General features: G+C 71.5%; 25 protein-coding genes. 14 read left to right on the top strand and 11 right to left on the bottom strand.

The window, feature by feature from the left end; genetic code table 11:
• Positions 1 to 29 precede the first annotated feature (29 nt).
• The 3 genes from ABII15_RS08975 to ABII15_RS08965 are packed head-to-tail and all read left to right on the top strand — an operon-like array spanning position 30 to position 2,664.
• A complete protein-coding gene (locus ABII15_RS08975) occupies positions 30 to 926 on the top strand; it encodes a sterol desaturase family protein (RefSeq protein WP_353941747.1) in 897 nt (298 codons plus the stop codon).
• On the top strand, positions 923 to 1,597 hold the full coding sequence (locus tag ABII15_RS08970; RefSeq protein WP_353941746.1) for a lysoplasmalogenase: 675 nt from the start codon (positions 923 to 925) through the stop codon (positions 1,595 to 1,597). The genes ABII15_RS08975 and ABII15_RS08970 overlap by 4 nt, the downstream gene beginning before the upstream one ends.
• Before the next feature lie 23 nt (positions 1,598 to 1,620).
• Complete coding sequence (locus ABII15_RS08965; RefSeq protein WP_353941745.1) at positions 1,621 to 2,664, top strand: zinc-dependent alcohol dehydrogenase family protein; 1,044 nt, start codon at positions 1,621 to 1,623, stop codon at positions 2,662 to 2,664.
• An 18-nt stretch (positions 2,665 to 2,682) separates the two neighbouring features.
• Here ABII15_RS08965 and ABII15_RS08960 read toward each other — a convergent pair whose 3' ends face one another.
• From ABII15_RS08960 to ABII15_RS08945, 4 genes are all read right to left on the bottom strand, one after another.
• Entirely contained in the window at positions 2,683 to 3,690 is a 1,008-nt protein-coding gene (locus tag ABII15_RS08960) for a CopD family protein (RefSeq protein ID WP_353941744.1), read from the bottom strand.
• Between the two features lie 70 nt (positions 3,691 to 3,760).
• Positions 3,761 to 5,200, bottom strand: coding sequence for a CoA transferase (locus ABII15_RS08955; RefSeq protein ID WP_353941743.1), 1,440 nt, complete (start codon positions 5,198 to 5,200; stop codon positions 3,761 to 3,763).
• A 67-nt stretch (positions 5,201 to 5,267) separates the two neighbouring features.
• Positions 5,268 to 6,818 carry a S8 family serine peptidase gene (locus tag ABII15_RS08950; protein WP_353941742.1) on the bottom strand — a complete coding sequence of 517 codons (1,551 nt, stop codon included), beginning with the start codon at positions 6,816 to 6,818 and terminating at the stop codon, positions 5,268 to 5,270.
• Positions 6,819 to 6,891: 73 nt separating this feature from the next.
• Positions 6,892 to 8,418: a S8 family serine peptidase gene (locus ABII15_RS08945; protein ID WP_353941741.1), complete on the bottom strand. Its 1,527-nt coding sequence runs from the start codon at positions 8,416 to 8,418 to the stop codon at positions 6,892 to 6,894.
• A gap of 396 nt (positions 8,419 to 8,814) precedes the next feature.
• Between ABII15_RS08945 and ABII15_RS08940 the strand changes: the two genes are divergently transcribed.
• From ABII15_RS08940 to moaA, 3 genes are all read left to right on the top strand, one after another.
• Positions 8,815 to 9,183 carry a DUF485 domain-containing protein gene (locus tag ABII15_RS08940; RefSeq protein ID WP_353941740.1) on the top strand — a complete coding sequence of 123 codons (369 nt, stop codon included), beginning with the start codon at positions 8,815 to 8,817 and terminating at the stop codon, positions 9,181 to 9,183.
• Complete coding sequence (locus ABII15_RS08935) at positions 9,180 to 10,808, top strand: cation acetate symporter (protein WP_353941739.1); 1,629 nt, start codon at positions 9,180 to 9,182, stop codon at positions 10,806 to 10,808. The genes ABII15_RS08940 and ABII15_RS08935 overlap by 4 nt, the downstream gene beginning before the upstream one ends.
• Before the next feature lie 160 nt (positions 10,809 to 10,968).
• Entirely contained in the window at positions 10,969 to 11,967 is a 999-nt protein-coding gene (moaA, locus tag ABII15_RS08930; protein ID WP_353941738.1) for a GTP 3',8-cyclase MoaA, read from the top strand.
• A 30-nt stretch (positions 11,968 to 11,997) separates the two neighbouring features.
• On the opposite strand, the gene ABII15_RS08925 is transcribed toward moaA, so the two are convergent.
• Together ABII15_RS08925 and ABII15_RS08920 are read right to left on the bottom strand one after the other, a co-directional pair.
• Entirely contained in the window at positions 11,998 to 12,252 is a 255-nt protein-coding gene (locus ABII15_RS08925) for a hypothetical protein (protein ID WP_353941737.1), read from the bottom strand.
• 256 nt (positions 12,253 to 12,508) lie between these two features.
• Positions 12,509 to 12,859, bottom strand: coding sequence for a DUF3099 domain-containing protein (locus ABII15_RS08920; protein WP_353941736.1), 351 nt, complete (start codon positions 12,857 to 12,859; stop codon positions 12,509 to 12,511).
• Positions 12,860 to 13,088: 229 nt separating this feature from the next.
• Here ABII15_RS08920 and ABII15_RS08915 point away from each other — a divergent pair, with 229 nt between their 5' ends.
• The gene (locus ABII15_RS08915) at positions 13,089 to 13,364 is read left to right on the top strand and encodes a GlsB/YeaQ/YmgE family stress response membrane protein (protein ID WP_353941735.1); all 276 of its coding nucleotides are present in this window, start codon (positions 13,089 to 13,091) and stop codon (positions 13,362 to 13,364) included.
• A gap of 82 nt (positions 13,365 to 13,446) precedes the next feature.
• Here ABII15_RS08915 and tyrS read toward each other — a convergent pair whose 3' ends face one another.
• The 3 genes from tyrS to ABII15_RS08900 form a co-directional block, all read right to left on the bottom strand.
• Positions 13,447 to 14,721 (bottom strand): tyrosine--tRNA ligase, encoded by a 1,275-nt coding sequence (tyrS, locus tag ABII15_RS08910; protein WP_353941734.1) that lies wholly within the window; start codon positions 14,719 to 14,721, stop codon positions 13,447 to 13,449.
• 64 nt (positions 14,722 to 14,785) lie between these two features.
• Positions 14,786 to 16,180 carry a metallopeptidase TldD-related protein gene (locus ABII15_RS08905; protein WP_353941733.1) on the bottom strand — a complete coding sequence of 465 codons (1,395 nt, stop codon included), beginning with the start codon at positions 16,178 to 16,180 and terminating at the stop codon, positions 14,786 to 14,788.
• A complete protein-coding gene (locus ABII15_RS08900; RefSeq protein ID WP_353941732.1) occupies positions 16,177 to 17,700 on the bottom strand; it encodes a TldD/PmbA family protein in 1,524 nt (507 codons plus the stop codon). Before ABII15_RS08900 ends, ABII15_RS08905 begins: the two co-directional genes overlap by 4 nt.
• 194 nt (positions 17,701 to 17,894) lie before the next feature.
• Between ABII15_RS08900 and fabG the strand changes: the two genes are divergently transcribed.
• From fabG to ABII15_RS08885, 3 genes are all read left to right on the top strand, one after another.
• Positions 17,895 to 18,614, top strand: coding sequence for a 3-oxoacyl-[acyl-carrier-protein] reductase (fabG, locus tag ABII15_RS08895; RefSeq protein WP_353941731.1), 720 nt, complete (start codon positions 17,895 to 17,897; stop codon positions 18,612 to 18,614).
• Between the two features lie 5 nt (positions 18,615 to 18,619).
• Positions 18,620 to 19,405 carry an enoyl-ACP reductase FabI gene (gene fabI / locus ABII15_RS08890; RefSeq protein WP_111667048.1) on the top strand — a complete coding sequence of 262 codons (786 nt, stop codon included), beginning with the start codon at positions 18,620 to 18,622 and terminating at the stop codon, positions 19,403 to 19,405.
• Positions 19,406 to 19,479: 74 nt separating this feature from the next.
• Positions 19,480 to 19,824 (top strand): hypothetical protein, encoded by a 345-nt coding sequence (locus ABII15_RS08885; RefSeq protein WP_353941730.1) that lies wholly within the window; start codon positions 19,480 to 19,482, stop codon positions 19,822 to 19,824.
• Here ABII15_RS08885 and ABII15_RS08880 read toward each other — a convergent pair.
• The gene (locus tag ABII15_RS08880) at positions 19,799 to 20,494 is read right to left on the bottom strand and encodes a FadR/GntR family transcriptional regulator (protein WP_353941729.1); all 696 of its coding nucleotides are present in this window, start codon (positions 20,492 to 20,494) and stop codon (positions 19,799 to 19,801) included. The genes ABII15_RS08885 and ABII15_RS08880 overlap by 26 nt on opposite strands.
• Before the next feature lie 103 nt (positions 20,495 to 20,597).
• Between ABII15_RS08880 and ABII15_RS08875 the strand changes: the two genes are divergently transcribed.
• The 4 genes from ABII15_RS08875 to ABII15_RS08860 all read left to right on the top strand — a co-directional run bounded on the left by ABII15_RS08875 (position 20,598) and on the right by ABII15_RS08860 (position 23,070).
• Positions 20,598 to 21,896: a CynX/NimT family MFS transporter gene (locus tag ABII15_RS08875; protein ID WP_353941728.1), complete on the top strand. Its 1,299-nt coding sequence runs from the start codon at positions 20,598 to 20,600 to the stop codon at positions 21,894 to 21,896.
• Positions 21,897 to 21,925: 29 nt separating this feature from the next.
• The gene (locus ABII15_RS08870) at positions 21,926 to 22,045 is read left to right on the top strand and encodes an SGM_5486 family transporter-associated protein (protein ID WP_351458658.1); all 120 of its coding nucleotides are present in this window, start codon (positions 21,926 to 21,928) and stop codon (positions 22,043 to 22,045) included.
• A gap of 214 nt (positions 22,046 to 22,259) precedes the next feature.
• A complete protein-coding gene (locus tag ABII15_RS08865) occupies positions 22,260 to 22,466 on the top strand; it encodes a hypothetical protein (RefSeq protein ID WP_353941727.1) in 207 nt (68 codons plus the stop codon).
• 85 nt (positions 22,467 to 22,551) lie between these two features.
• The gene (locus ABII15_RS08860) at positions 22,552 to 23,070 is read left to right on the top strand and encodes a histidine phosphatase family protein (protein ID WP_353941726.1); all 519 of its coding nucleotides are present in this window, start codon (positions 22,552 to 22,554) and stop codon (positions 23,068 to 23,070) included.
• A gap of 65 nt (positions 23,071 to 23,135) precedes the next feature.
• Here ABII15_RS08860 and serB read toward each other — a convergent pair whose 3' ends face one another.
• Positions 23,136 to 24,383, bottom strand: coding sequence for a phosphoserine phosphatase SerB (serB, locus tag ABII15_RS08855; protein WP_353941725.1), 1,248 nt, complete (start codon positions 24,381 to 24,383; stop codon positions 23,136 to 23,138).
• Positions 24,384 to 24,418 lie beyond the last annotated feature (35 nt).

The raw sequence follows: 24,418 nt of genomic DNA, 5'->3' as shown, positions 1-24,418 counted from the left end.
GGCCAGGTCACCGCCCGTACGGTGCACGCATGTCGACGCCCAACCTGCCCGATGTCGTGCTGTGGTCGATCCCCGCCTTCGTGCTGCTCACGATCGTGGAGATCGTGAGCGTACGGATCCACCCCGACGAGAACGAAGCCGGATACGACACCAAGGACGCGACCACCAGCGTCACCATGGGGCTCGGCAGCCTTGTGTTCGACTTCCTGTGGAAGATCCCGATCGTCGCGATCTACACGGCGGTGTACGAACTGACGCCGCTGCGCGTGCCCGTGCTCTGGTGGACCGTCCCGCTGATGCTGCTCGCCCAGGACTTCTTCTACTACTGGTCGCACCGGGGCCACCACGTCATCCGCATCCTGTGGGCGTGCCACGTCGTGCACCACTCCAGCCGCAGGTTCAACCTCACGACGGCGCTGCGCCAGCCCTGGACCAGCGTGACCTCGTGGCCGTTCTACCTGCCGCTCATCGCCTGCGGTGTGCACCCGGCGGCGCTCGCGTTCTGCTCGTCGGTCAACCTCGTCTACCAGTTCTGGATCCACACCGAACGCATCGACAAGATGTGGCGCCCCTTCGAGTTCCTCTTCAACACGCCCTCCCACCACCGCGTCCACCACGCCTCCCAGGGCGGCTACCTGGACCGCAACTTCGGCGGCATCCTCATCGTCTGGGACCGGCTCTTCGGCTCCTGGGTGGCGGAGGTCGAGCGGCCCGTCTTCGGGCTCACCAAGAACATCAGTACCCACAACCCGCTGCGCGTGGCCACCCACGAGTACGCCGCCATCGCCAAGGACCTGAAGGCGGCGAGCAGTTGGCGCGAGCGGGCCGGGCGCGTGTTCCGCGGCCCCGGCTGGCAGCCCGCGCCACGGCCCGGGGCCGCCGCCGAGCCCGCGCCCGCCCCGCAGCCCGTCGAGGGCGCCGCGTGACCCTGCCCCGGGCCCTGCGCACCGGCTTCCTCACGGTGTGCGCCGCCGATCTCCTCGCCCTCCTGGCCGGTGCGCACACCGCGCACGTCGTCCTCAAACCGCTGCTCATACCGGCCCTGCTCGCCTACGTCGTCGCGCGCGGCGCACCCCGGCTGCTGTGCGGCGCGCTGCTGCTCGGGTGGGGCGGCGACGTCCTGCTGCTGTTCGACAACGACGCCGCGTTCCTCGCCGGGATGGGCAGCTTCGCCGCCGGACACGTCTGCTACCTCGTGCTGTTCCAGCGGAACGGGTCACCACGCGCGCGTAGTGGGCTGCTCGCGATCGGCTACGGCGTCGTCCTGGCCGTCACGATCGTCGCGCTCTGGCCCGACCTGCCGGCCGGCCTGCGCGGACCCGTCGCCGGATACAGCCTCCTGCTGACCGCGATGGCCTACGGCGCCTCCCGCCTCGGACCGACGGCGGGCGTCGGCGGCGCCCTGTTCCTGCTGTCGGACTCGCTCATCGCCATGGGCATCGCCGACTGGCCGGCCCTGCCGCGCCCCGACTTCTGGATCATGCTCACCTACGTGGCCGCCCAGTTCCTGCTGGCCCAGGGAGTCCTCGATGCGCGGCCCGCGCCCCGTGCGGCGTACCGTGAGGGGAGCGCCGAAACCCGGCGCACCCCTCACTGACCTGCACAAAGGAACACCCCCCTATGCGCGCCACCACCATTCACGCCCCGTACGACATGCGTGTGGAGGACGTCCCCGAGCCCGTCGTCGTGCTGCCCACGGACGCCGTCGTACGCGTCCTGCGCGCCTGCATCTGCGGCAGCGACCTGTGGGCCTACCGCGGCGAGGCCGCACGGCAGCCGGGGCAGCGCATCGGACACGAGTTCCTCGGCATCGTCGAGGAGACCGGCAGCGAGGTGTCCGGCGTGCGCCGCGGCGACCTCGTGGTCGCGCCCTTCATGTGGTCCGACGGTGTGTGCGACTACTGCCGCGAGGGCCTGACCACCTCGTGCGAGCACGGCGGCTTCTGGGGCTCGGTCGGCTACGACGGTGGACAGGGCGAGGCCGTCCGCGTGCCCTACGCCGACGGCACCCTCGTGCGGCTGCCCGCCGAGGCCGCCTCCGACGACCACCTGCTGTCCGCCCTCCTGACGCTCTCCGACGTCATGGGCACCGGCCACCACGCCGCCCTCGGCGCGGGCGTCCGCAAGGGCGCCACGGTCGCCGTCGTCGGCGACGGCGCGGTGGGCCTGTGCGGCGTGCTGGCGGCCAAGCGGCTCGGCGCCGAGCGGATCATCGCGCTCGGCCGCCACCAGGTCCGTACCGACATCGCCCGCACCTTCGGCGCAACCGACGTCGTCGCCGAGCGCGGCGACGCGGCCGTCGAGGCGATCCGCGAGCTGACCGGCGGCCAGGGCGCGCACGCCGTGATCGAGGCCGTCGGCACCGAGCAGTCCATGAAGACGGCCGTGAACATCACCCGCGACGGCGGCGCCATCGGCTTCGTCGGCGTCCCGCACGGCAGCGGCACCGGCCTCGACCTGAGCGTCATGTTCGACCGGAACATCGCGCTGCGCGGCGGCGTCGCCCCCGTCCGCAGCTACATCCCCGACCTGCTGCCCGACGTCCTCGACGGCACGATCGACCCCTCGCCCGTCTTCGACATGACGGTCGACATCGAGGGCGTCCCGGGCGGCTACAAGGCGATGGACGAGCGCACCGCCCTGAAGGTGCTCGTCACCAACTGACACCCGGCGGCCACGGGGTCAGGTCCAGCGGATCGGCAGCGGCACCGCCGTCAGGACCGCCGACACCGCGACCACGACCCCCAGCACCACGACCTCCGCGCGCGCGGGGACGTACGCCCGCGTACGGTCCCGCGCGCGGGACAGCCGCAGCCGCGCCACCAGCGCCAGCACGGCGACCACCACCACGAGGAGCACCTTCGCGAGGAGCGTGCGCCCGTACGCCGTCGAGGTCAGCTGGTCGAGGACCGTGCTCGACGGCATCCGGCGCAGCGTGCTGCACACCCCGGTCGCGGTGATCGCGGCGAGCAGCACCGCCGCCACGCGCGCGTAGAGCCCCAGAAGGGCCGCGCCCGCCCCGGGAGCGAGCGCCCGCCACGCGTGCGCGGTGCGCAGGACGTACAGCAGGCCGCCCACCCACAGCGCCGCGCTCGTGACATGCACCAGGGTCAGCCCCGAGCCGACGAGCGGGGTGTCCTCGGACGGCGGGTGGGCGCGCAGTGCCTCCGCGACCGCCACGGCCGCCAGCGGCAGCAGCGCCGTGCCGGGCAGCCGGGTGCGCGCGCACAGGGCCGCCACCACGAAGGCGTTCACCTCGACGAGGGCCAGCGTGCCGTCGCGCGTCCCGTACAGGCCGCCGATGTCCAGCGCGGCGAGGCTGTCCGGGACGAGGTTCCCGGAGGCCACCACGGAGGCGAGCCCCAGGGCCGCCGCGAACCCCGCCCACGGCGCGTACGGCGACCAGCGGCGCGGCTGCCGCGCGGCGGGCTCGACCCTGCGGGCGAGGAACGCGGCGAAGATCTCCCCGGCCTGGACGCACACCGCGGCGAACAGCACGGTCCGCAACAGCGCGATCCCGCCGGTGCCGGGCGCGGCGGCCTCACCCGTGCCGTCGAGGGCGGCCCGCGGCCCGAACATCGGGATCAGGGCCGCCGCGGCGACGAGCACGACGACGGCGACGGCGCGCCCGGCGCCGGGTCTGCGGACGGGCGCGTCCGCCGGAGCGGACAGTTCGGTGGTCGGTGGCATGGAACTCACCAAACGATCTTGAGCAGCGGTTCCGCGTGCGGGCAAGTCCAGGTCCGGCCGATGGACACGGTCATCCATGGCCGGGAAGACGCGCCGCGGGCGGCTCCGGTTCGCCCGGGGCCGCGGGGGCGGCAGGTGTCGGCCACTCCGGGGCGTCGGCGCCCCAGCACCCGGGTGGCCGCCGCCAGTCGGCGGGCCCGCCGTCGAACGACACCGGGGGCAGCGCGTACCGCAGCCGGCCCAGCGGGCTGTCCGTCTCCGCGAGCCGGGCGGCGGGATCCGGCGCCTCGCCGGTGGCCGCGGGCTCCGGCCGCACCCCGTGGACCAGCCAGTGCGCCGTCTGAGCGAGCGCGAGCCGGACCACCCGCGAACCGCCCTCTGCGACCTGCTCGGTGAGCGAGCGCAGCACGGCCGCCGCCAGCAGATACCCCGTACCGTGGTCGAGCGCCTGCGCGGGCAGCGCCCCGGGCTGATCGCCCTCCGCGGCGTCGCCCTCGATCGCCGCGATGCCCGTGGCGACCTGGACGAGGCTGTCGAAGCCGCGCCGCTCGCCCCACGGCCCGTACCCGCCCCAGGCCGAGAGCGAGGCGACCACCAGGCCGGGGCGCCGCTCCGCCAGCGTCTCGGGAGCGAGCCCGAACCGGTCCAGCGCGCCCGGCCGGTAGCCGGTGACCACCACGTCCGCGCCGGACAGCAGCTCGTCGAAGACGCGCCGGTCCGCACCGGCGCCCAGGTCGAGCCGTGTCGAGCGCTTGCCGAACCCGGTGTCGGCGTGCGCGTCCGGGTCCTCCGGCAACTGCGGCGCGTCCACCCGCAGCACGTCCGCGCCGAGCAGCGCCAGGGTGCGGGTGGCGACCGGGCCCGCGATGACCCGGGTGAGGTCGAGGACCCTCAGGGGCCGCCGGGGATCGCGGGGCGGTGCCGTGTCGAGCCGTTCCCGCGTCAGCAGCGGCCGGGCGGCCACTTCGGCGCCCTGCGGATGCGCGGCCCACTGCTCCGGGCCGCGCAGCGCGACGGCCAGACCGCCGGCCGCGTACACGGTCTCCTCGACCTCGTACGCCGACCGCTCGGCGAGCAGCGCCGCCACGTCCGCCACGGACGCGTCCGCGCCGGTCCCGAGCGCCGCGCGCAGCCGGGCCCGGTGGTGCGGGTAGTTCGCGTGGGTGCGCAGCCAGCCGTCCCGGGTGCGCCAGAAGCGCGACAGCGGGGCGAAGCTGACCGGAGCACGGCCGTCGATGAGCAGATGCCGCTCGCTGGTGAAGGCCGTCGCCACGGCGCCGTCGTCGACCTGGACGGCGCCCACGTCCCGCCCCGCGCGCGTGGCGGCCAGTTCCGCGGCCGCGAGGGAGCACGCACCGACGCAGGCCGCGGCCAGTTCGCGCACGGGGAGGCGGGCGGGCAGCGCGCCCGCGCGCGTGAGGTGCGAGACGCGGGACAGCAGGGCGGGGTCTCCGCCGAGCGCGTCCCAGGCGGCGGCGGTGGCCGGGGAGGCGCCGGTTGTACGGGTCATGCGGGCAGTGTGCCGCAGCAGCGGGGGCGGGACCCGACCGGGCCCCGCCCCATCCATAGGAACTGCGTTACTTGGTCACGGCGTCGAGCGCGTCCGCCGCACCGGCACCGTAGAAACTGTTCTTGTTCTTGCCGCCCACGCACACCGCGTCGACCGTGCCGTCACCGTCGATGTCGTACGGGTCGGTGCACTTGGTCGCGTCGGCCTCCTTGTACAGCAGCGCCTTCACCTGCGCCGCCGAGGCCTTGGGATGCGTCGACTTGATGAGCGCGGCGACGCCCGCGACGTGCGGGGACGCCATCGACGTACCGGCCATGTACTGCCACTTGCCGCCCGGCACCGTGGACAGGATCAGACCGCTGGTGGCCGGGGGAGCGGGCGTCTGGTACGCGGTGCTGTCGCCGCCGGGGGCCGCGATGTCGATGACGCCCTTGCCGTAGTTCGAGAACGAGGCCTTGATGCCCTTGGCGCCGGTCGCCGCGACCGTGACCACACCGGGCAGCTGCGACGGGATGTCGAAGCAGTCCTTCGTCCTGATGACCCGGTGCGTCGGCGTCGAGTCGTCCGGCGAGGAGTCGTCGACGATCTCGTCCTGGGCGAGGTCGGTGGCCGCGTTGCCGGCCGCCGCGACGTTCACCGCGCCCTTGCGCTCGGCGTACTGCGAGGCCCGGGTGACGGCCGTGACGAGCGCCTTCTGGTCGGCGTCCGTCGTGCAGTTGAACAGCCAGGGGTCGGTGTAGTAGCTGGAGTTGGTGACATCCACCCCGTGGTCGGCCGCCCACACGAAGCCGCAGACGACGGCCTCCGTGTAGTACATGCCGGTGGCGGGCTCCGCCACCTTCAGGCTGGCCACCTTCACGCCCGGCGCGACGCCGGTGACGCCGATGCCGTTCTTGGCGGCGGCTATCTCACCGGCCACGTGCGTCCCGTGCCCGGACTCGCCCTCGACGGGCCGCCACGCGTTGTCCTTCTGCACGGGCACCCCGCCCAGGCAGTTGGCCGAGGCCTTCCTGTCGAAGTTGGGGGCCAGGTCGGGGTGGGTGTCGTCGACGCCGGAGTCGAGCACGCCGACCGTCACCTTGGGGCTGCCCAGGGACACCTTGTGGGCCTTGTCCGCCTTCATCGCGGGCAGGTCCCACTGCAACGGCTCCAGCGGGTCCTGGTCGGCATCGGCCGAGGCCGCCGCCTGTCTGGCCTCCGCCGCGGTCAGCACCTGCCGGGTGGCCAGGTCGTCGCTGGACTGCGCGGCCAGCGGCGCGGTGCGTGTGGCGCCGGCCGACTCGACCCCGCGCACGGCGCGGATCGTCTTCGCGAAGTCCGGGTTCTTGGAGTGGACGACGATGACACCGATCTTGTCGTACGCGATGACGACGGAGCCGCCGGCCTTGCCGATGGCCTTCTCCACCGCCGAATCGCCCTTGCCGGGGCGGACGTTGACGACATAGCTGAGATCGGGGCCGTCGGTGACGACCGGGGCGCTCGCCGGGGCGCCGGCCGAGGTGTCGGCCGCCGACGCGGTCGCGTTCGGCAGGAAGGCCAGCGCGGTGACCGCCGCGATGCCGAGGGGCAGGGCCAGGGGGCGGCGGGCGCCGCGCGGACGGGAGTGAGGCGTCGTCATGAAGTCTCCGTTCGGTCTGATGTCGAGCCGAGGACGTACGTCATGGTGCGGAGCAACTGCGGTACGGGACTCGCTACTTGACGGCGTCGAGCGCGTTGACGATGCCGCGGCCGTAGAAGCTGTTGTCGCGCGTGCCGCCGGTGCAGGTCGCCTTGTACGTGCCGGTGCCGTCGGGGTCGTACGAGGCCGGGCAGGCCTGCGGGTCCGCCTGCGCCTTGAGCAGCGCCTGCAACTGGGCCGGAGTCGCCTTCGGGTGCCGGGACTTCAGCAGCGCGGCGACGCCCGCCGCGTGCGGGGACGCCATCGAGGTGCCCTGGAGATAGCCGTACGCGTTGCCCGGCAGCGTCGACAGGATGCGGCCGTTGGCGTCCGGGGTGCCGGGGATCTGGAGCTTGTCGCCGCCCGGCGCCGCGACGTCGATGACGCCCTTGCCGTAGCTGGAGTAGTACGACTTGGCCTTGTTCACGCCGGTCGCGCTGACCGTGACGACACCCGGCAGCTGGGTCGGCACGTCGAAGCACTTGTGCGGGTCGACGGTCCGGGTGACCGGCGTCGAGTCGTCGGGGCTGGACTCGTCGACGAGCGCGTCCGAGTCGAGGTCGTCGGAGGAGTTGCCCGCCGAGGCCAGGTTCAGGGTGCCCTTGTGGGTGGCGTACAGCTGGGCCCGGTTCACCGCGTCCACGATGGCCCGCTGGTCGGGGTCGTCGAGGCAGTTGTACAGCCACGGGTCCACGTAGTAGCTGCTGTTGGTGACCTCGATGCCGTGGTCGGCGGCGAACACGAAGGCGCAGACGACGCTCTCCGGGTAGAACAGCTCGGTCTGCGGGTCGGCCACCCTGATGCCCGCGACCTTCACGCCGGGCGCGACACCCGCGACACCGACTCCGTTGCGGGCGGCGGCTATCTCACCGGCGACATGCGTGCCGTGGTAGTGGTCCGGGGTCGCGGGCCGCCAGGCGCCGTACGAGGTGTCGGCCTTGCCGCCGATGCAACTGGCCGACTGGGAGGGCGAGAAGTTCGCGGTGAGATCGGGGTGGGTGTCGTCCACGCCGGTGTCGATCACCCCGACCGTGACGTTTCTGCTGCCCGGGTTGATCTTCGCCGCCTTGTCGGCGCCGATCGCCCTGAGGTCCCACTGGTTGGCCTCCAGCGGCTCCTCACCGGAAGTCGCCGTCGCGGAAGCGGACTTGACCTCGGCGGCCGTCAGCCGCTGGACCTTGCCCTCGTCGGTGGTGCCGGCCGCGGTGAGCGGCGTGGTGCGGGTGGCGCCCGCCGAGGCCACGCCCTTCACGGCGCGGACCTGCTTGCCGAAGTCCGGGTTGGCGGAGTGGACGACGAAGACGCCGATCCTGGCGTACGTCTCGACGACGGAACCGCCGGCCGCGGATATCGCCTTGCGCACGGAGGAGAGCGTGCGCGCGTCGGTGCTCCGCGTGTTGACGACGTACGCGAGCGAGGTGTCGGAGGCCGAACGGGCGTTCACCGACGGGGAGTCGACCGGTGCGGCGGCCGCGGACGGCAGGAAGCCGAAGGACGCCGTGAGCGCCATGCCGATCGGCAGGGCGAGGGCCATACGTCGTCTGGCACGAAGATGAGCCATGGGATCTCCACATCATCCGTCGTTCAAGGGCGAATGGGGGCATATCTGGGGGCATATGCGTAAAGCCCGAACACATGTGGTGCCCGGGCAGGTACATGACGCGTGGTGCGGTGCGAACGTATCTCTAGTCGCCGCAGGTCATCAACGAGTTCCGAAAGAAATCAGGGGAGTTGAACCGCTCCGTTGGCGCCGCCGTGCCGTTGTGCAGGGGGCAAGGAGCACGATCCACCCCCCTGTCGGATCACGTCGGCTCGCTCTACCATCGCGACCCGGCTCACGTGATCCACGTCACCATGAGGTCCGAGAACACGTATGCCCGCACAGCCCGAGTCGCCCGCGACTCCCGCAACTCCCCCTGAAAAGTCCCCGAAAGCACCCGCACCACGAGGAGTCTCCGTGGCCACCGACGCACCACCACCGCCGAAGGGCAGTCCGGACGAGCCCCGCACGCTGCCCTCCACCGAGGAGTTCACCGAGGTGCAGCAGAGCGCGGAGTTCGGCGAACTGCGCCACGCGCACCGCTCGTTCGCCTTCCCGCTCACCATCGCGTTCATCGCCTGGTACCTCGTGTACGTCCTGCTCTCGAACTACGCGGGCGACTTCATGGGCACCAAGGTCGTCGGCAACATCAACGTCGCCCTCGTCCTCGGCCTCGCCCAGTTCCTCACCACGTTCCTCATCGCCTGGTGGTACTCCCGGCACGCCGCCGCGAAGCTGGACCCCAAGGCCGAGGCCATCAAGTCCCGTATGGAGGGCGGCGCATGAGCCCCGTCACGTCACAGTTCACGCTGGCCGCCGCCGAGGCGAGCGACCACCGGCCGCTGATCATCACCCTGTTCTCGGTGTTCGTCGCGGCGACCCTCGTCATCACCGTATGGGCGGGCCGCCAGACCAAGAGCGCGGCCGACTTCTACGCGGGCGGACGGCAGTTCACCGCCTTCCAGAACGGCCTCGCGGTCTCCGGCGACTACATGTCCGCCGCGTCGTTCCTCGGCATCGCGGGCGCCATCGCCCTCTTCGGCTACGACGGCTTCCTCTACTCCATCGGCTTCCTGGTCGCCTGGCTCGTCGCCCTGCTCCTGGTCGCCGAACCGCTGCGCAACTCCGGCCGCTACACGATGGGCGACGTGCTCGCCTACCGGATGCGCCAGCGCCCGGTCCGCACCGCCGCCGGCACCTCCACCATCGTCGTCTCCATCTTCTATCTGCTCGCGCAGATGGCGGGCGCGGGCGTCCTGGTCTCGCTGCTGCTCGGCATCACCTCCGACGCCGGCAAGGTCGGCATCGTCGCGCTCGTCGGCGTCCTGATGATCGTGTACGTGACGATCGGCGGCATGAAGGGCACCACCTGGGTGCAGATGGTCAAGGCCGTGCTGCTCATCGCCGGTGCCATCCTGCTGACCTTCCTGGTCCTGCTGAAGTTCGACTTCAACATCTCGGACCTGCTCGGCACGGCCGCCGAGAACAGCGGCAAGGGCTCGCCCTTCCTGGAGCCGGGCCTGAAGTACGGCGCCACGGCCACCTCGAAGATCGACTTCATCTCGCTGGGCATCGCGCTCGTCCTCGGCACCGCCGGACTGCCGCACATCCTGATCCGCTTCTACACGGTGCCGACCGCCAAGGCCGCCCGTAAGTCGGTCAACTGGGCCATCGGCATCATCGGCGTCTTCTACCTGATGACGCTCGCGCTCGGCTTCGGCGCCGCCGCGCTCATCAAGCCGGAAGAGATCATCGCCTCGAACAAGGCGGGCAACACCGCGGCACCGCTGCTCGCCCTGCATCTGGGCGGCGTCGACTCCAGCTGGGGCGCGATCCTGCTTGCGTCCATCTCGGCCGTCGCCTTCGCCACGATCCTCGCGGTCGTCGCGGGCCTGACCCTGGCCTCGTCGTCGTCCTTCGCGCACGACATCTACGCCAACGTGATCAAGAAGGGCCAGGCGACCGAGAAGCAGGAGATGCGGGCCGCCCGCTGGGCCACGGTCTTCATCGGCATCGTCTCGATCGCCCTCGGCGCGCTCTCGCGCGACCTGAACGTCGCGGGCCTGGTCGCCCTGGCCTTCGCGGTCGCCGCGTCCGCGAACCTGCCGACGATCCTCTACAGCCTCTTCTGGAAGCGCTTCAACACCACCGGCGCGCTGTGGTCGATCTACGGCGGCCTGTTCACCGCGGTCTTCCTGGTCCTCTTCTCGCCGGTCGTCTCCGGCAAGGAGACGTCCATGTTCAAGAGCGCCGACTTCGACTGGTTCCCGCTGGAGAACCCGGGCCTCATCTCGATCCCCGTGGGCTTCCTGCTCGGCGTCATCGGCACCTACCTGGCCAAGGAGAAGGCCGACGCGGGCAAGTACGCGGAGCTGGAGGTGCGCTCCCTCACGGGCACCGGAGCCCACTGATCGCGCGTTCTGTCCCGTGCCCCCGTCGTGGCGAGCTGGTAGCTCTCTACGACGGGGGCACGGCACGCTCGTGGGATCACCGGACTGTCGGTGTCGGACCCGTCACGTAGGCTCGGTCAGTGTCAGGCCTTGTACGCACGACAAGAGGGAGGGGGCCCACGTGCTCATCGACACCTACGGCCGGGTGGCCACCGACCTGCGGGTCTCGCTGACCGACCGCTGCAATCTCCGGTGCACGTACTGCATGCCGGAAGAGGGCCTGCAGTGGCTGGGGAAGTCGGATCTGCTGACCGACGACGAGATCGTCCGCCTCGTCCGGATCGCCGTCACGCACCTCGGCATCACCGAGGTCCGCTTCACCGGCGGCGAGCCTTTGCTGCGGCCCGGACTGGTCGGGATCGTCGAGCGGGTCGCCGCCCTGGAGCCCCGCCCCCAGATGTCGCTGACGACGAACGGCATCGGGCTGAAGCGCACCGCCGCCGCCCTGAAGCAGGCGGGCCTGGACCGGGTGAACGTGTCGCTGGACACGCTGCGCCCCGACGTCTTCAAGACGCTGACCCGCCGCGACCGCCACAAGGACGTCATCGAGGGACTCGCCGCCGCGCACGAGGCGGGCCTGACCCCGGTGAAGATCAACTCGGTCCTGATGCCGGGGCTGAACGAGGAGGAGGCGCCCGACCTCCTCGCCTGGGCCGTCGAGCACGACTACGAGCTGCGGTTCATCGAGCAGATGCCACTGGACGCCCAGCACGGCTGGAAGCGCGAGGGCATGGTCACCGCCGGTGACATCCTGGCCTCCCTGCGCACCCGCTTCGAGCTGACCCCCGAGGAGTCGGGGGAGCGCGGCTCCGCCCCGGCCGAGCGCTGGACCGTCGACGGCGGGCCGCACCGCGTCGGCGTCATCGCCTCGGTGACCCGCCCGTTCTGCGCGGCCTGCGACCGCACCCGCCTCACCGCCGACGGCCAGGTCCGTACCTGCCTGTTCGCGCGGGAGGAGACGGATCTGCGTGCGGCGCTGCGCGCGGACGGTCCGGAGGGCGACGACGAGGCCATCGCCCGCATCTGGAAGCTGGCGATGTGGGGCAAGAAGGCCGGCTCGGGCCTCGACGACCCGACGTTCCTCCAGCCCGACCGTCCGATGTCGGCGATCGGCGGCTGAGCGGCCGGGCACCGCCCGCTGACCGGCGAGTCAGTCCTGCCGCTCGGCGGACTCCCACTCGGCGAGCGTCACGACGTCCTTCAGGAACCCGCGCACGCCGAGGAACTGGGAGAGGGACTCGCGGTGCTCGTCACAGGCGAGCCAGGTCTTGCGGCGCTCGGGCGTGTGCAGCTTCGGGTTGTTCCACGCCAGCACCCACACCGCGTCGGCACGGCAGCCCTTGGCCGAGCACTGGGGGGTCGTGGGGGACGGCGGAGTCGGTCCGGACAGGTTCGTGAGATTCACGGCTCAACCTTAAACGGCCCGGAAAATCCCCTGGAAAACACCGGAGAAAAGGCGACGCCGAGCAGCCACGGGGGGAGCTGCCCGGCGTCGGTCCGTCGCTCCGACGGGGGATGCGGAGCGCGTACGCAGTATGTCACGCGCGACCCCGTACCCGGCACCGGAACCACATGATTGATCTGAGCTTTTCTTGAGCTTTATCGACCAGTCGTACCGCAGGCCGGTGCGGGCCGGTACGGGTGCCGGAGGGCGCCGACGGCTACACCCGGTCCTCCGGGACGGATTCCGCGGGACCCGCCGCAGGCGTCGGCGCGATCATCGGACGCGTGGGTGCCGGCACGAAGGTCGACGGCAGGTTCGGCGCGTTCTCCCGGCCCGCGTTGGCGATGACCACGGCCACGTAGGGAAGGAAGGCGCCGAGCACCAGGGTCACGATGGCGACGGGCCGCTCGATGTCCCACAGCACCGCGGTGGCGATCACCGCGAGGGTGCGGATCCCCATCGAGATGACGTACCGGCGTTGCCGCCCGCGCACGTCCTCGGCGAGCCCCTGCCGTGCTCCGGTGATCCGGAAAACCTGTGCTCCGCCGTTGTCGCTGCGCTTCCGCATCACATTCCACCACCCGCCAGCTCGCCGGACTCTCCCCGGACCGGACCGCAACCACGTTACGCCGGGGCTGCGTCGGCTACGAGACCGGGGCGGCCCTGACCTGGGCGTGCCACCTGCGCCGTACCACGTATGGGGTGCCCCGACATGCGCCGTACGGAGTACGGCCGGAGACTGATCGCACGTGAGTGGCGCAGGCCGCGCACTCCGCGCCGCTTGAGGAGGCGATGTCATGAGTTGGTTGTGGGCGATCATCGTGGGTCTGGTGCTGGGCCTGATCGCGAAGGCGATCCTGCCGGGCAAGCAGCAGATCCCGCTGTGGCTGACGACGGTCTTCGGCATCATCGGCAGCGTTCTCGGCAACTGGGCGGCCACGGGCCTCGGCGTCAACGACACCAAGGGCATCGACTGGATCCGCCATCTGCTCCAGCTGATCGGCGCCGTCGTGGTCGTCGCGGTGGGCGACATGGCGTGGACGTCGTTGCGGGGCAACAAGAAGCGGACCTAGCGCTCCGCGCCGGCGGCACGACCGAGGGCGCTGTCCCTTCCGCCCGGCGGAAGCGACAGCGCCCTCGGTGTACGGGCAGGCCCTAGGCGCCCTTGACCTCGACGGCCGCGAGGTTCTTCTTGCCGCGGCGCAGGACCAGCCAGCGACCGTGCAGCAGATCCCCGGTGCCCGGTACGTGGTCCTCGGCGGCGACCTTGACGTTGTTCACGTAGGCCCCGCCCTCCTTCACGGTCCGCCGCGCGGCGGACTTGCTGGCCACGAGACCGACCTCGGCGAACAGGTCGACGACCGGGCCCAGCTCGGAGACCTCGGCCTTCGGCAGCTCCGACAGGGCGGCCGCGAGCGTCGCCTCGTCGAGGTCCGCCAGATCGCCGTCACCCTGGCCGAACAGCGCCTTCGACGCGGCGATCACGGCGGCCGTCTGGTCGGCGCCGTGCACCAGCGTCGTCAGCTCCTCGGCCAGCGCGCGCTGCGCGGCGCGGGCCTGCGGGCGCTCCGCGGTCTGCGCCTCCAGCGCCTCCAGCTCCTCGCGGGACTGGAAGGACAGGATCCGCATGTACGTCGAGATGTCCCGGTCGTCCACGTTCAGCCAGAACTGGTAGAACGCGTACGGCGTCGTCATCTCGGGGTCGAGCCAGACGGCGCCGCCCTCGGTCTTGCCGAACTTGGTGCCGTCGGCCTTCACCATCAGCGGCGTCGCGATGCAGTGCGCCGTCGCCTCCGGCTCCAGGCGGTGGATCAGGTCGAGCCCGGCCGTGAGGTTGCCCCACTGGTCGGAGCCGCCCTGCTGGAGCGTGCAGCCGTAGCGCCGGTACAGCTCCAGGAAGTCCATGCCCTGGAGCAGCTGGTAGCTGAACTCCGTGTAGCTGATGCCCTCCTGCGACTCCAGGCGGCGGGCCACGGAGTCCTTGGTCAGCATCTTGTTGACCCGGAAGTGCTTGCCGATGTCGCGCAGGAACTCGATCGCGGACATGCCCGCGGTCCAGTCCAGGTTGTTCACCATCGTCGCCGCGTTCTCGCCCTCGAAGTCGAGGAAGGGCTCGATCTGCGAGCGCAGCCGGGTCACCCACTGGGCGATCGTCTCCGGGTCGTTCAGCGTGCGCTCCGCCGTCGGGCGCGGGTCGCCGATCTGGCCCGTGGCGCCGCCGACCAGCGCCAGCGGGCGCAGGCCCGCCTGCTGGAGGCGGCGCATCGTCAGCACCTGCACCAGGTGGCCGACGTGCAGGGAGGCCGCGGTCGGGTCGAAACCGCAATAGAACGTGATCGGACCGTCCGCGAGCGCCTTGCGCAGTGCGTCCTCGTCAGTGGACTGGGCCCACAGCCCGCGCCACTTCAGCTCGTCGACGATGTCCGTCACGGTTCCGGGTCTCCTTGAACAGTTCTGTTGGGGCCCGACCAGTCTATGGGCGATCCGAAGGCGCTCAGACGCCCTGGCTGACCGAGCTCATGTTGAAGTCCGGCACCCGCAGGGCCGGCATCGCAGCCCTAGTGAACCAGTCGCCCCACTCGCGCGGCAGCGTCTTTTCCGTGCGCCCGGCCTCGGTGGCCCGCCGCAGCAGGTCGACCGGCGACTCGTTGAACCGGAAGTTGTTCACCTCGCCCACGACCTCGCCGTTCTCCACCAGGTACACGCCGTCGCGGGTCAGCCCGGTCAGCAGCAGCGTCGCCGGATCGACCTCGCGGATGTACCACAGGCAGGTGAGCAGCAGTCCGCGCTCCGTGGCGGCCACCATCTCCTCCAGCGATCTGCCCGAGCCGCCGTCGAGGATCAGGTTGTCCCCGGCGGGCGCGACCGGCAACCCGGTCAGCGCGGCGCTGTGCCGCGTCGTCGTCAGATGCCGCAGCTCCCCGCCGGAGATCCACTCCGTGGCGGCGACCGGCAGCCCGTTGTCGAAGACGGACGCGGCGTCCCCCGAGGTGTGGGCCAGCACGAACGGCGCGCACTCCAGGCCCGGCGCGTACGGGTCGCTGCGCAGCGTCAGCGGCAGCTCGCTGAGCCGGTCGCCGACCCGGGTGCCGCCACCCGGCCTGCTGAACACCGTCCTGCCCTCGGCGGCGTCCCGCGCGCCCGCCGACCACAGCAGATAGATCAGCAGGTCGGCGACCGCGGTGGGCGGCAGCAGCGTCTCGTAGCGGCCCGCGGGCAGGTCGATCCGCCGCTCGGCCCAGCCGAGACGGGTGGCCAGCTCGGCGTCCATCGCGGCCGGGTCGACGTCCTTGAAGTCCCGTGTGGAGCGTCCCGACCACGCCGAGCGCCGACGGTCCGGCGACTTGGCGTTCAGCTCCAGCGTCCCGTTCGGCTGGTCGTGCCGCAGCCGCAGGCCCGTCGACGTACCGAGGTAGCTGGAGGTCAGCTCGTGGTTGGCGAAGCCGTACAGCTCGCGCCCGCCCGCCCTGGCCCGCGCGAACGCCTCGCCGAGCGCGGGCGCGAACTCCGTGAACACCGCCGACGAGGTCGCGGCCGGGGCCTCCGTGAAGTCCGAGGACCGCGGCACGTCGCCGACCAGGGGCTGGGCGTCCTCGGCGGGGCCGGCCTTGGCGGCGGCCTCCTCGGCGGCGCGGACCAGCGGTTCGAGATCGTCGGCGGTCACCGCGGACCGGGACACGACACCGGTCGCCGTGCCCTCCTTGCCGTCGACCGTCGCGATGACGGTGAGCGTGCGCCCGCGCGTCACCCCGTTCGTCGTCAGCGCGTTGCCCGCCCAGCGCAGATTGGCGGTCGACGTCTCGTCGGCGATGACGACGCAGCTGTCGGCCCGCGACAGCTCCAGGGCGCGCTCGACGGTCTCGTGGGGCTTGCTGCTACGAGGGCTCATCGACCCGCCTCCTGCGTGGTGTTCAGAATGTTGACGCCCTTGAACAGCGCGCTGGGACAGCCGTGCGAGACCGCCGCGACCTGGCCGGGCTGGGCCTTTCCGCAGTTGAAGGCGCCGCCCAGGACGTAGGTCTGCGGGCCGCCGACCGCCGCCATGGAGCCCCAGAAATCGGTCGTCGTCGCCTGGTAGGCGAAGTCCCGCACCTGCCCGGCCAGCCGCCCGCCGCGGATCGCGTACGCCCGCTGCGCGGTGAACTGGAAGTTGTACCGCTGCATGTCGATCGACCAGGACCGGTCGCCGACCAGGTACAGGCCGTTGTCCACGCCGGAGATCAGGTCCTCGGTCGACAGGCCGCCCGGGTCGGGCTGGAGCGACACGTTCGCCATCCGCTGTACGGGCACGTGGCCGGGGGAGTCGGCGTACGCGCACCCGTTGGACCGCTCGAACCCCGTGAGCCGGGCGATCCTGCGGTCGAGCTGGTACCCGACCAGCGTCCCGTCCTTCACCAGGTCCCAGGACTGCCCGGCCACGCCCTCGTCGTCGTAGCCGATCGTGGCGAGCCCGTGCTCGGCGGTCCTGTCACCCGTCACGTTCATGATCTCGGAGCCGTACTTGAGCTTCCCGAGCTGGTCGAACGTGGCGAAGGAGGTGCCCGCGTACGCCGCCTCGTAGCCCAGCGCCCGGTCCAGCTCGGTGGCGTGCCCGATCGACTCGTGGATGGTCAGCCACAGGTTCGACGGGTCCACGACCAGGTCGTAACTGCCCGCCCGCACACTCGGCGCGCGCATCTTCTCGGCGAGCAGCCCGGGCAGCTCGGCCAGCTCGCGCTCCCAGTCCCAGCCCGTCCCCGTCAGGTACTCCCAGCCCCGGCCGACCGGCGGCGCGAGGGTGCGCATCGAGTCGAACTCGCCGCTGGAGTCGTCCACGGCGACCGCGGTCAGCTGCGGGTGCAGCCGGACCCGCTGCTGGGTCGTCACGGTTCCGGCCGTGTCCGCGTAGAACTTGTTCTCGTGGACGGCCAGGAGCGAGGCGTCGACGTGGCTGACCCCGTCGGCCGCGAGCAGCCGCGCGCTCCAGTCGGCGAGCAGCCCGGCCCGCTCCTCCTCGGGCACCGAGAAGGGATCGATCTCGTACGAGGAGATCCAGGTCTTCTCGGCATGGACCGGCTCGGCGGCCAGTTCGACGCGCTCGTCGGAGCCCGCCGCCTTCAGCACCTGAGCGCTCAGCTTGGCCATCGCCACGGCCTGCGAGGCGACCTTCGCCGCGGCGTCCATCGTCAGGTCGACGCCGGACGCGAAGCCCCACGTACCGCCGTGCACCACCCGCACCGCGTACCCGAGGTCGGTGGTGTCGGAGGACCCGGCCGGCCGGGCGTCCCGCAGCCGCACCTCGGCGCCGCGCACCCGCTCGAAGCGGAAATCCGCGTGCTCGGCGCCCAGGGCACGGGCGCGGGCGAGGGCCGCGTCGGCCAGGGCCCGCAGCGGCAGCGCCGTGAAGGCTTCATCGATCGTATGGGGCACAAGGCCTCCCTGTTCGTCGCAAGTCGTCGCCACAGGCGGCTCTGATCATGTCGTGGGACAGGGGTGCGCGGCCAGAGCTTTCTGTAGGGACTCGACAGTGAGTCGCGTACGCCACTGTCGGTGGTCGATTCTCCGTACCGAGGGTCGTACCGATAGGTTTCGAAGACCACCACCGCTATCGAAAGGGTGATCCGTTGAGCCGCTCGGTTCTCGTCACCGGAGGAAACCGGGGCATCGGCCTCGCCATCGCCCGTGCCTTCGTCGAGGCAGGCGACAAGGTCGCCTTCACCTACCGCTCGGGCGAGCCGCCCCGGGAGCTCCTCGACGCCGGTGCGCTCGCCGTCAAGTGCGACATCACCGACACCGAGCAGGTGGAGCAGGCCTACAAGGAGATCGAGGAGAAGCACGGCAACGTCGAGGTGCTCGTCGCCAACGCCGGCGTCACCAAGGACCAGCTCCTCATGCGCATGTCCGAGGAGGACTTCACGTCCGTCCTCGACACCAACCTCACCGGCACCTTCCGCGTCGTGAAGCGTGCCAACCGCGGCATGCTGCGCGCCAAGAAGGGCCGCGTCGTGCTGATCTCCTCCGTCGTCGGTCTGCTCGGCTCCGCGGGGCAGGCGAACTACGCCGCCTCGAAGGCGGGTCTGGTCGGTTTCGCGCGCTCCCTCGCCCGTGAGCTGGGGTCGCGCAACATCACCTTCAACGTCGTCGCCCCGGGTTTCGTCGACACCGACATGACCCAGGCCCTGACCGACGAGCAGCGCGCCGGCATCGTGTCGCAGGTGCCGCTCGGCCGGTACGCGCAGGTCGAGGAGATCGCCGGAGTGGTGAAGTTCCTGACCTCCGACGACGCCTCGTACATCACTGGAGCCGTCATCCCGGTTGACGGCGGATTGGGCATGGGTCACTGAGAACGATGACTAGTACTGGCGGAATCCTCGAGGGCAAGCGGATCCTCATCACCGGTGTGCTGATGGAGTCCTCCATCGCCTTCCACGCCGCGAAGCTGGCGCAGGAGCAGGGCGCGGAGATCATCCTCACCGCCTGGCCGCGGCCGACGCTGACCGAGCGCATCGCCAAGAAGCTGCCCCAGCCCGACAAGGTCAAGGTCCTGGAGCTCGACGTCTCGAACGACGAGCACCTCGCCCGCCTGGAGGGCCAGGTCCGCGAGCACCTGGGCGACCGTCTCGACGGCGTCGTGCACTCCATCGGCTTCGCGCCGCAGGACGCGCTCGGCGGCAACTTCCTGAACACGCCGTTCGAGTCCGTGGCCACCGCCATGCACGTCTCCGCCTTCTCCCTGAAGTCGCTGACGATGGCGCTGCTGCCGCTGATGACCGAGGGCGGTTCCGTCGTGGGCCTGACCTTCGACGCCCAGTTCGCCTGGCCGCAGTACGACTGGATGGGCCCGGCCAAGGCCGCCCTGGAGGCCACCAGCCGCTACATGGCGCGCGACCTCGGCAAGCACGACATCCGCAGCAACCTGGTCTCGGCCGGCCCGCTCGGCTCCATGGCCGCCAAGTCCATCCCGGGCTTCAGCGACCTCGCCGCCGTGTGGGACTCGCGCTCCCCGCTGGAGTGGAAGCTGGACGACCCGGAGCCGGCCGGCAAGGCCATCGTGGCCCTGCTGTCGGACTGGTTCCCGAAGACCACGGGCGAGATCGTCCACGTGGACGGCGGCCTGCACGCCATCGGCGCCTGACGTACCCCGTTCGGCCCACCGGCCGGGCGCACCCGAGAGACCTCCCCGCACCCTGGGTGCGAGGAGGTCTCTTTGTGCGCCTGCCCCGACGCATAGCCCCGGCCCTCGCCGTCGTACTCCTGATCGCCGTACTCCCGTACGACGCCGCGTCCGACGAAAAACCCGGCAGACCCGAGCGTGAACTCTTCGGTGCGCAGTGCCGCACCGAGATCGACGGCTCACGCGTACGCGCCCTCTGCCACAACCCCTACCCGGGCGTCGACGCCGTCGCCCTGCACATCGAGTGCGCCCCGTGGTGGGACATCGACACCGACTCTGCGCCGCGGGAGGTGGGCCCCGCCGAGACGGTGCGGCTCGACGGACGGTGCTGGAAGAAGGTGCGGGACGTGTGGGTCAGCCACCGGAGGGCAGGCCGGTGAGCCGCCCCGGGCGGCACAGGAACGGATAACCCGCCGCCTCCGTCGCCGCGGCCTCCGCGTTCCCGTCCCGGATCGCGTCGACGAGCCCCGCGTGGTCCATGTGGTTCTCCGCGGTCAGCCGCTCGCCCACGTCCTCGCGCAGCCAGTCCCGCAGCACCTCGCCGAGGTCCGCGTACATCGCCGTCATCACGTCGTTGTGGGACGCCGCCACCACGGCCATGTGGAAGGTCGCGTCCGCCGTCACGAACGCCTCCGTGTCGCCCGACTCCCACGCCTCCTCACGGCGTACGAGCAGCGCGTCCAGCTGCTTCACGTCACGCTCCGTGCGCCGCACCGCGGCCAGCTTCGCCGCGCTGGACTCCAGCGTGGAGCGCAGCTCGGCGATGTGCCGCGGATCGGCCTCCGCGAACCGGCGCTGCATCACCCCGGCCAGCTCGCTCGTCGCCACGACGTACGTGCCCGAGCCCTGCCGGATGTCGAGGAGACCGTTGTGCGCGAGGGCGCGCACCGCCTCCCGCACCGTGTTCCGCGCCACGCCCAGCTGCTCCACGAGCTCCGGCTCCGTCGGGATCCGGGAACCCACCGGCCACTCGCCCGAGGAGATCTGGGCGCGCAGGGCGGAGATGACCTGCTCGGAGAGGGCCGAGCGCCTGGGAGAGGTCAGCGGCATGGCGTTCCTTCGTGCGGACGGACTGCGAACAGTAGCGAACCGACGGAACAACCGACGGAACCGATTGGACAGTCAATCATCCCATGATTCTAAGATGGGTCTCATGGCTAGTGAGGACACCCCGACGTTGGCGCCGCCGAGCACCGATTCCCCGATACCCCGCGACGCGCTGACGGACAAGGACGAAGGCGCCGCCCCGCGCGCGTGGGCGATCCGCCTCCTCACCGTCGGCATCGTTCTCGCCGCCCTGAACCTGCGGCCCGCCATCACCAGCCTCGGCGCCCTCCTCGAAGAGGTCCGCGACGGGCTCGGCATGAGCGGCAGCGTCGCCGGACTGCTCACCTCCGTACCGCCGCTCTGCTTCGCCGTCTTCGGCGTGATGGCACCGCGGTTCGCCAAGCGGTTCGGCGCGAGCGCGGTCGTCTGCTTCGGCATGGCCGCGATCACCGCGGGCCTGATCATCCGCCCGTACGCCGGCAACACCGTCGGCTTCCTGGTCGCCAGCGCCCTCGCGCTCATGGGCATCGCGGTCAGCAACGTCCTGATGCCGGTCATCGTCAAGCGCTGGTTCCCCGACCGCGTCGGCTCCATGACGGGCCTCTACTCGATGGCGCTCGCCGCCGGCACCTCCCTCGCCGCCGCCGCGACCGTGCCGCTGACCGACGGCCTGGGCGGCAGCTGGCAGACCGGTCTTGCCGTGTGGGCCGCGCTCGGCGCCGTCGCCCTGCTGGCCTGGATCCCCCTCGTGCGCGAGCGCGGCCCGGTGGATCCCGCCCCGGCCGCCCGGGCCGGCCGCCCGGCGGAGGACGGACTGCGCATCACCCGCAGCCGCACCGCCTGGGCGCTCGCCGTCTTCTTCGGGCTCCAGGCCACGGCCGCGTACATCACGATGGGCTGGATGGCGCAGATCTTCCGCGACGCCGGGGTCTCCGCCTCGACGGCCGGCGTGTTGCTCGCCGTGACGATGGTGATGGGCGTGCCGCTCGGCTTCGTCATCCCGCGCGTCGCCGCCCGGCTGCCCAGCCAGGGCCCGATGGTGATCGCCCTCGGCGTGTGCGGCCTGGCCGGATACGCGGGCCTCTACCTCGCCCCCGCCTCCGGCGCGTGGGCCTGGGCGATCCTGCTCGGCATCTCCAACTGCGCCTTCCCGCTCGCCCTCACCATGGTCGGCATGCGCGCCCGCACCGGCGCCGGCGTCGCCAAGCTCTCCGCGTTCGCCCAGTCCACCGGCTACCTGATCTCGATCCCGGGACCGCTGCTCGTCGGCGTCCTCTACCAGCACAGCGGCGGCTGGGGCGTGCCGATCGCGCTCATGGCCGCGCTGATGGTGCCGCAGATCGTGATCGGCGTCTTCGCGGGCCGCAACCGCACCGTGGAGGACGAACTGGCCCCCGCGTCCTGACGGTCGGGGACGGGTGCGACACTTGCCGCATGTCGCCTGTGCTCGAACCCAATCCGCAGAACGGCCAGAAGAAGCTCCTCGCCGTCCTGGGCCTGATGCTGGCCGTCACCGTGATCGTCGCCGTCGTCGCGACCATCGCCTCACCGTGACCGCGTGACCGCGTGACCCGGCGGCCCGGGGGTGGGGTTAACTCCACCATCCCCTAGGGGGCCAGGGTCAGGGTCGAGTGGGTGGATCACCGGATGGGCCCGGGGCCCCGGGATCCGTACCGTCGAAGTGTCGCCGGGAGACGGCGGCACATCAGACGCGGAAGACGTACGCGACCAGCCACGTCGCACGGCGTCACGGATCCCGGAGGCATTCATGTCGGCCCCCTCGCACACCCGGTCCCACCCGGCAGCCACGGGCGGCGTCGACATCCGGCTGCCCTGGTGGGCCGTCGTCCTGCCGGCCATCGCCTTCGTGACGCTGCTCCTGCTGATCCTCAACCCGGCCGACGGACAGGCCGCGGCGGGCGATCCGTCCCTCGCCCACCTCCTGTCCCGCGCCAAGGACCTGCTGCGTCCGTAGGGCCTGACCGGGCCTGTTCACTCCTGCCGGGCGAGCCCGTCAACTCCCTGCGCCCCGTGCCCGGTTTCGTGCGAAGCTGGGACCCATGAGCGTCGCAGAACCCCGCAGGATTGTCCTTTTCCGGCATGCCAAGGCGGACTGGCCCCAGGTCTCCGACCACGAGCGGCCGCTGGCGGAGCGGGGCCGCAGGGACGCCCCGGTCGCCGGCCGCAAGCTGGCCGACTCGGGAGTCACCTTCGACCTGGCCCTCTGCTCGACCGCCGCCCGCACCCGCGAGACCTGGAAGCTCGCCGTCGCCGAGCTGCCCGACCGGCCCAGGACCGTGTACGAGGAGCGGATCTACGAAGCGTCGCCGGGCGAGCTGATCGCCGTGCTGAACGAGACGCCGGACGACGTGAACAACATCGTGCTGATCGGCCACAACCCCGGTGTGCAGGCCCTCAGCGAGATCCTCACCGCGGACGCCGAGGGCGACGCGCGCGAGCGGCTCGACCGGCGCGGCTTCCCGACCGCCGCCTTCTGTGTGCTCACCTACTCCGGCCCCTGGAAGGGCCTGGAGCCCGGCACGGCCACACTCGTCGACTACTGGGCGCCGAGCGAGTAACTCCTCGCGCCGACGCGAAGGGGGCCCGGCACGATGCTGGGCCCCCTCTGTCCGTCGTACGAGCGCTACGCGCCCTGCGCGTCCGCCGCCTCGACCTCTTCGCGCGAGATGCCGAGCAGATAGAGGACCGTGTCGAGGAACGGCACGTTCACCGCGGTGTGCGCCGCCTCGCGCACCACCGGCTTGGCGTTGAAGGCGACGCCGAGCCCCGCCGCGTTCAGCATGTCCAGATCGTTGGCGCCGTCGCCGATCGCCACGGTCTGCGCGAGCGGCACCCCGGCGGCCTCGGCGAACCGGCGCAGCAGCCGCGCCTTGCCCGCCCGGTCCACGATCTCGCCGGTGACCCGGCCGGTCAGCTTCCCGTCGACGATCTCCAGCGTGTTGGCGTGCGCGAAGTCCAGCCCGAGCCGCTCCCGCAGATCATCCGTGACCTGCGTGAACCCGCCCGACACCACGCCCACTTGATAGCCGAGACGCTTGAGCGTGCGGATCAGTGTGCGGGCGCCGGGCGTGAGCCGCACCTCGCTCCTGACCTTGTCGACGACCGACACGTCGAGCCCTTCGAGCAGCGCCACGCGCGCGTGCAGCGACTGTTCGAAGTCCAGCTCGCCGCGCATCGCCGCCGCCGTCACCTCGGCGACCTTGTCCTCGCAGCCCGCGTGCGCCGCGAACAGCTCGATGACCTCGTCCTGGATCAGCGTCGAGTCGACGTCCATCACGACGAGCCGCTGCGCGCGCCGGTGCAGCCCGGCCGCGACGACCGCCACGTCCACGCCCTGCTTCGCGGCCTCTATGGCGAGCGCCGTCCGCAGCTCCTCCGTCTCCGTGCCGGAGACCGCGAACTCGACGGCGGTGACGGGGTACTTGGCGAGCCGGAAGATACGGTCGATGTTGCCGCCGGTGTCGGTGATCGACGCGGCGATCGCGGCGGTCGACTCCGCGGTGAGCGGGTGCCCGAGCACGGTGACCAGGGAGCGACCGAGGCCGCGCGGCCGGTTGTCACCGATGCCGGAGATGATCTCGGCCTGCATCTTCATGGACTCCGCCCAGCTGTGGACGGTGGCCCGCAGGTCTCCTGCGAGACCGGCCGGCGGTTCGGTCACCAGGGCGCACAGCACGATGCGCCCCCGGGTGACGACCTGCTCGATGTCGACGACGTCCACGGAGTAGGCGGCGAGGGTGTCGAAGAGCCCGGCGGTGATGCCGGGCCGGTCCTTGCCGAAGATCTTGACGAGGAGAGTCGGGACGTCGGCCGGCACGGTCGGGGTGTCGGTCGGGGCATCAGCGAGGTGCTGGGGCTGCGAAGCGCTCATGATGCCCTTACGGTATCGGGCCCCCGCGCGAGGCC

This window comes from Streptomyces sp. HUAS MG91, from assembly GCF_040529335.1.
GTDB lineage: Bacteria > Actinomycetota > Actinomycetes > Streptomycetales > Streptomycetaceae > Streptomyces > Streptomyces tabacisoli.
This window is presented reverse-complemented; position numbering and strand designations above follow the sequence as displayed.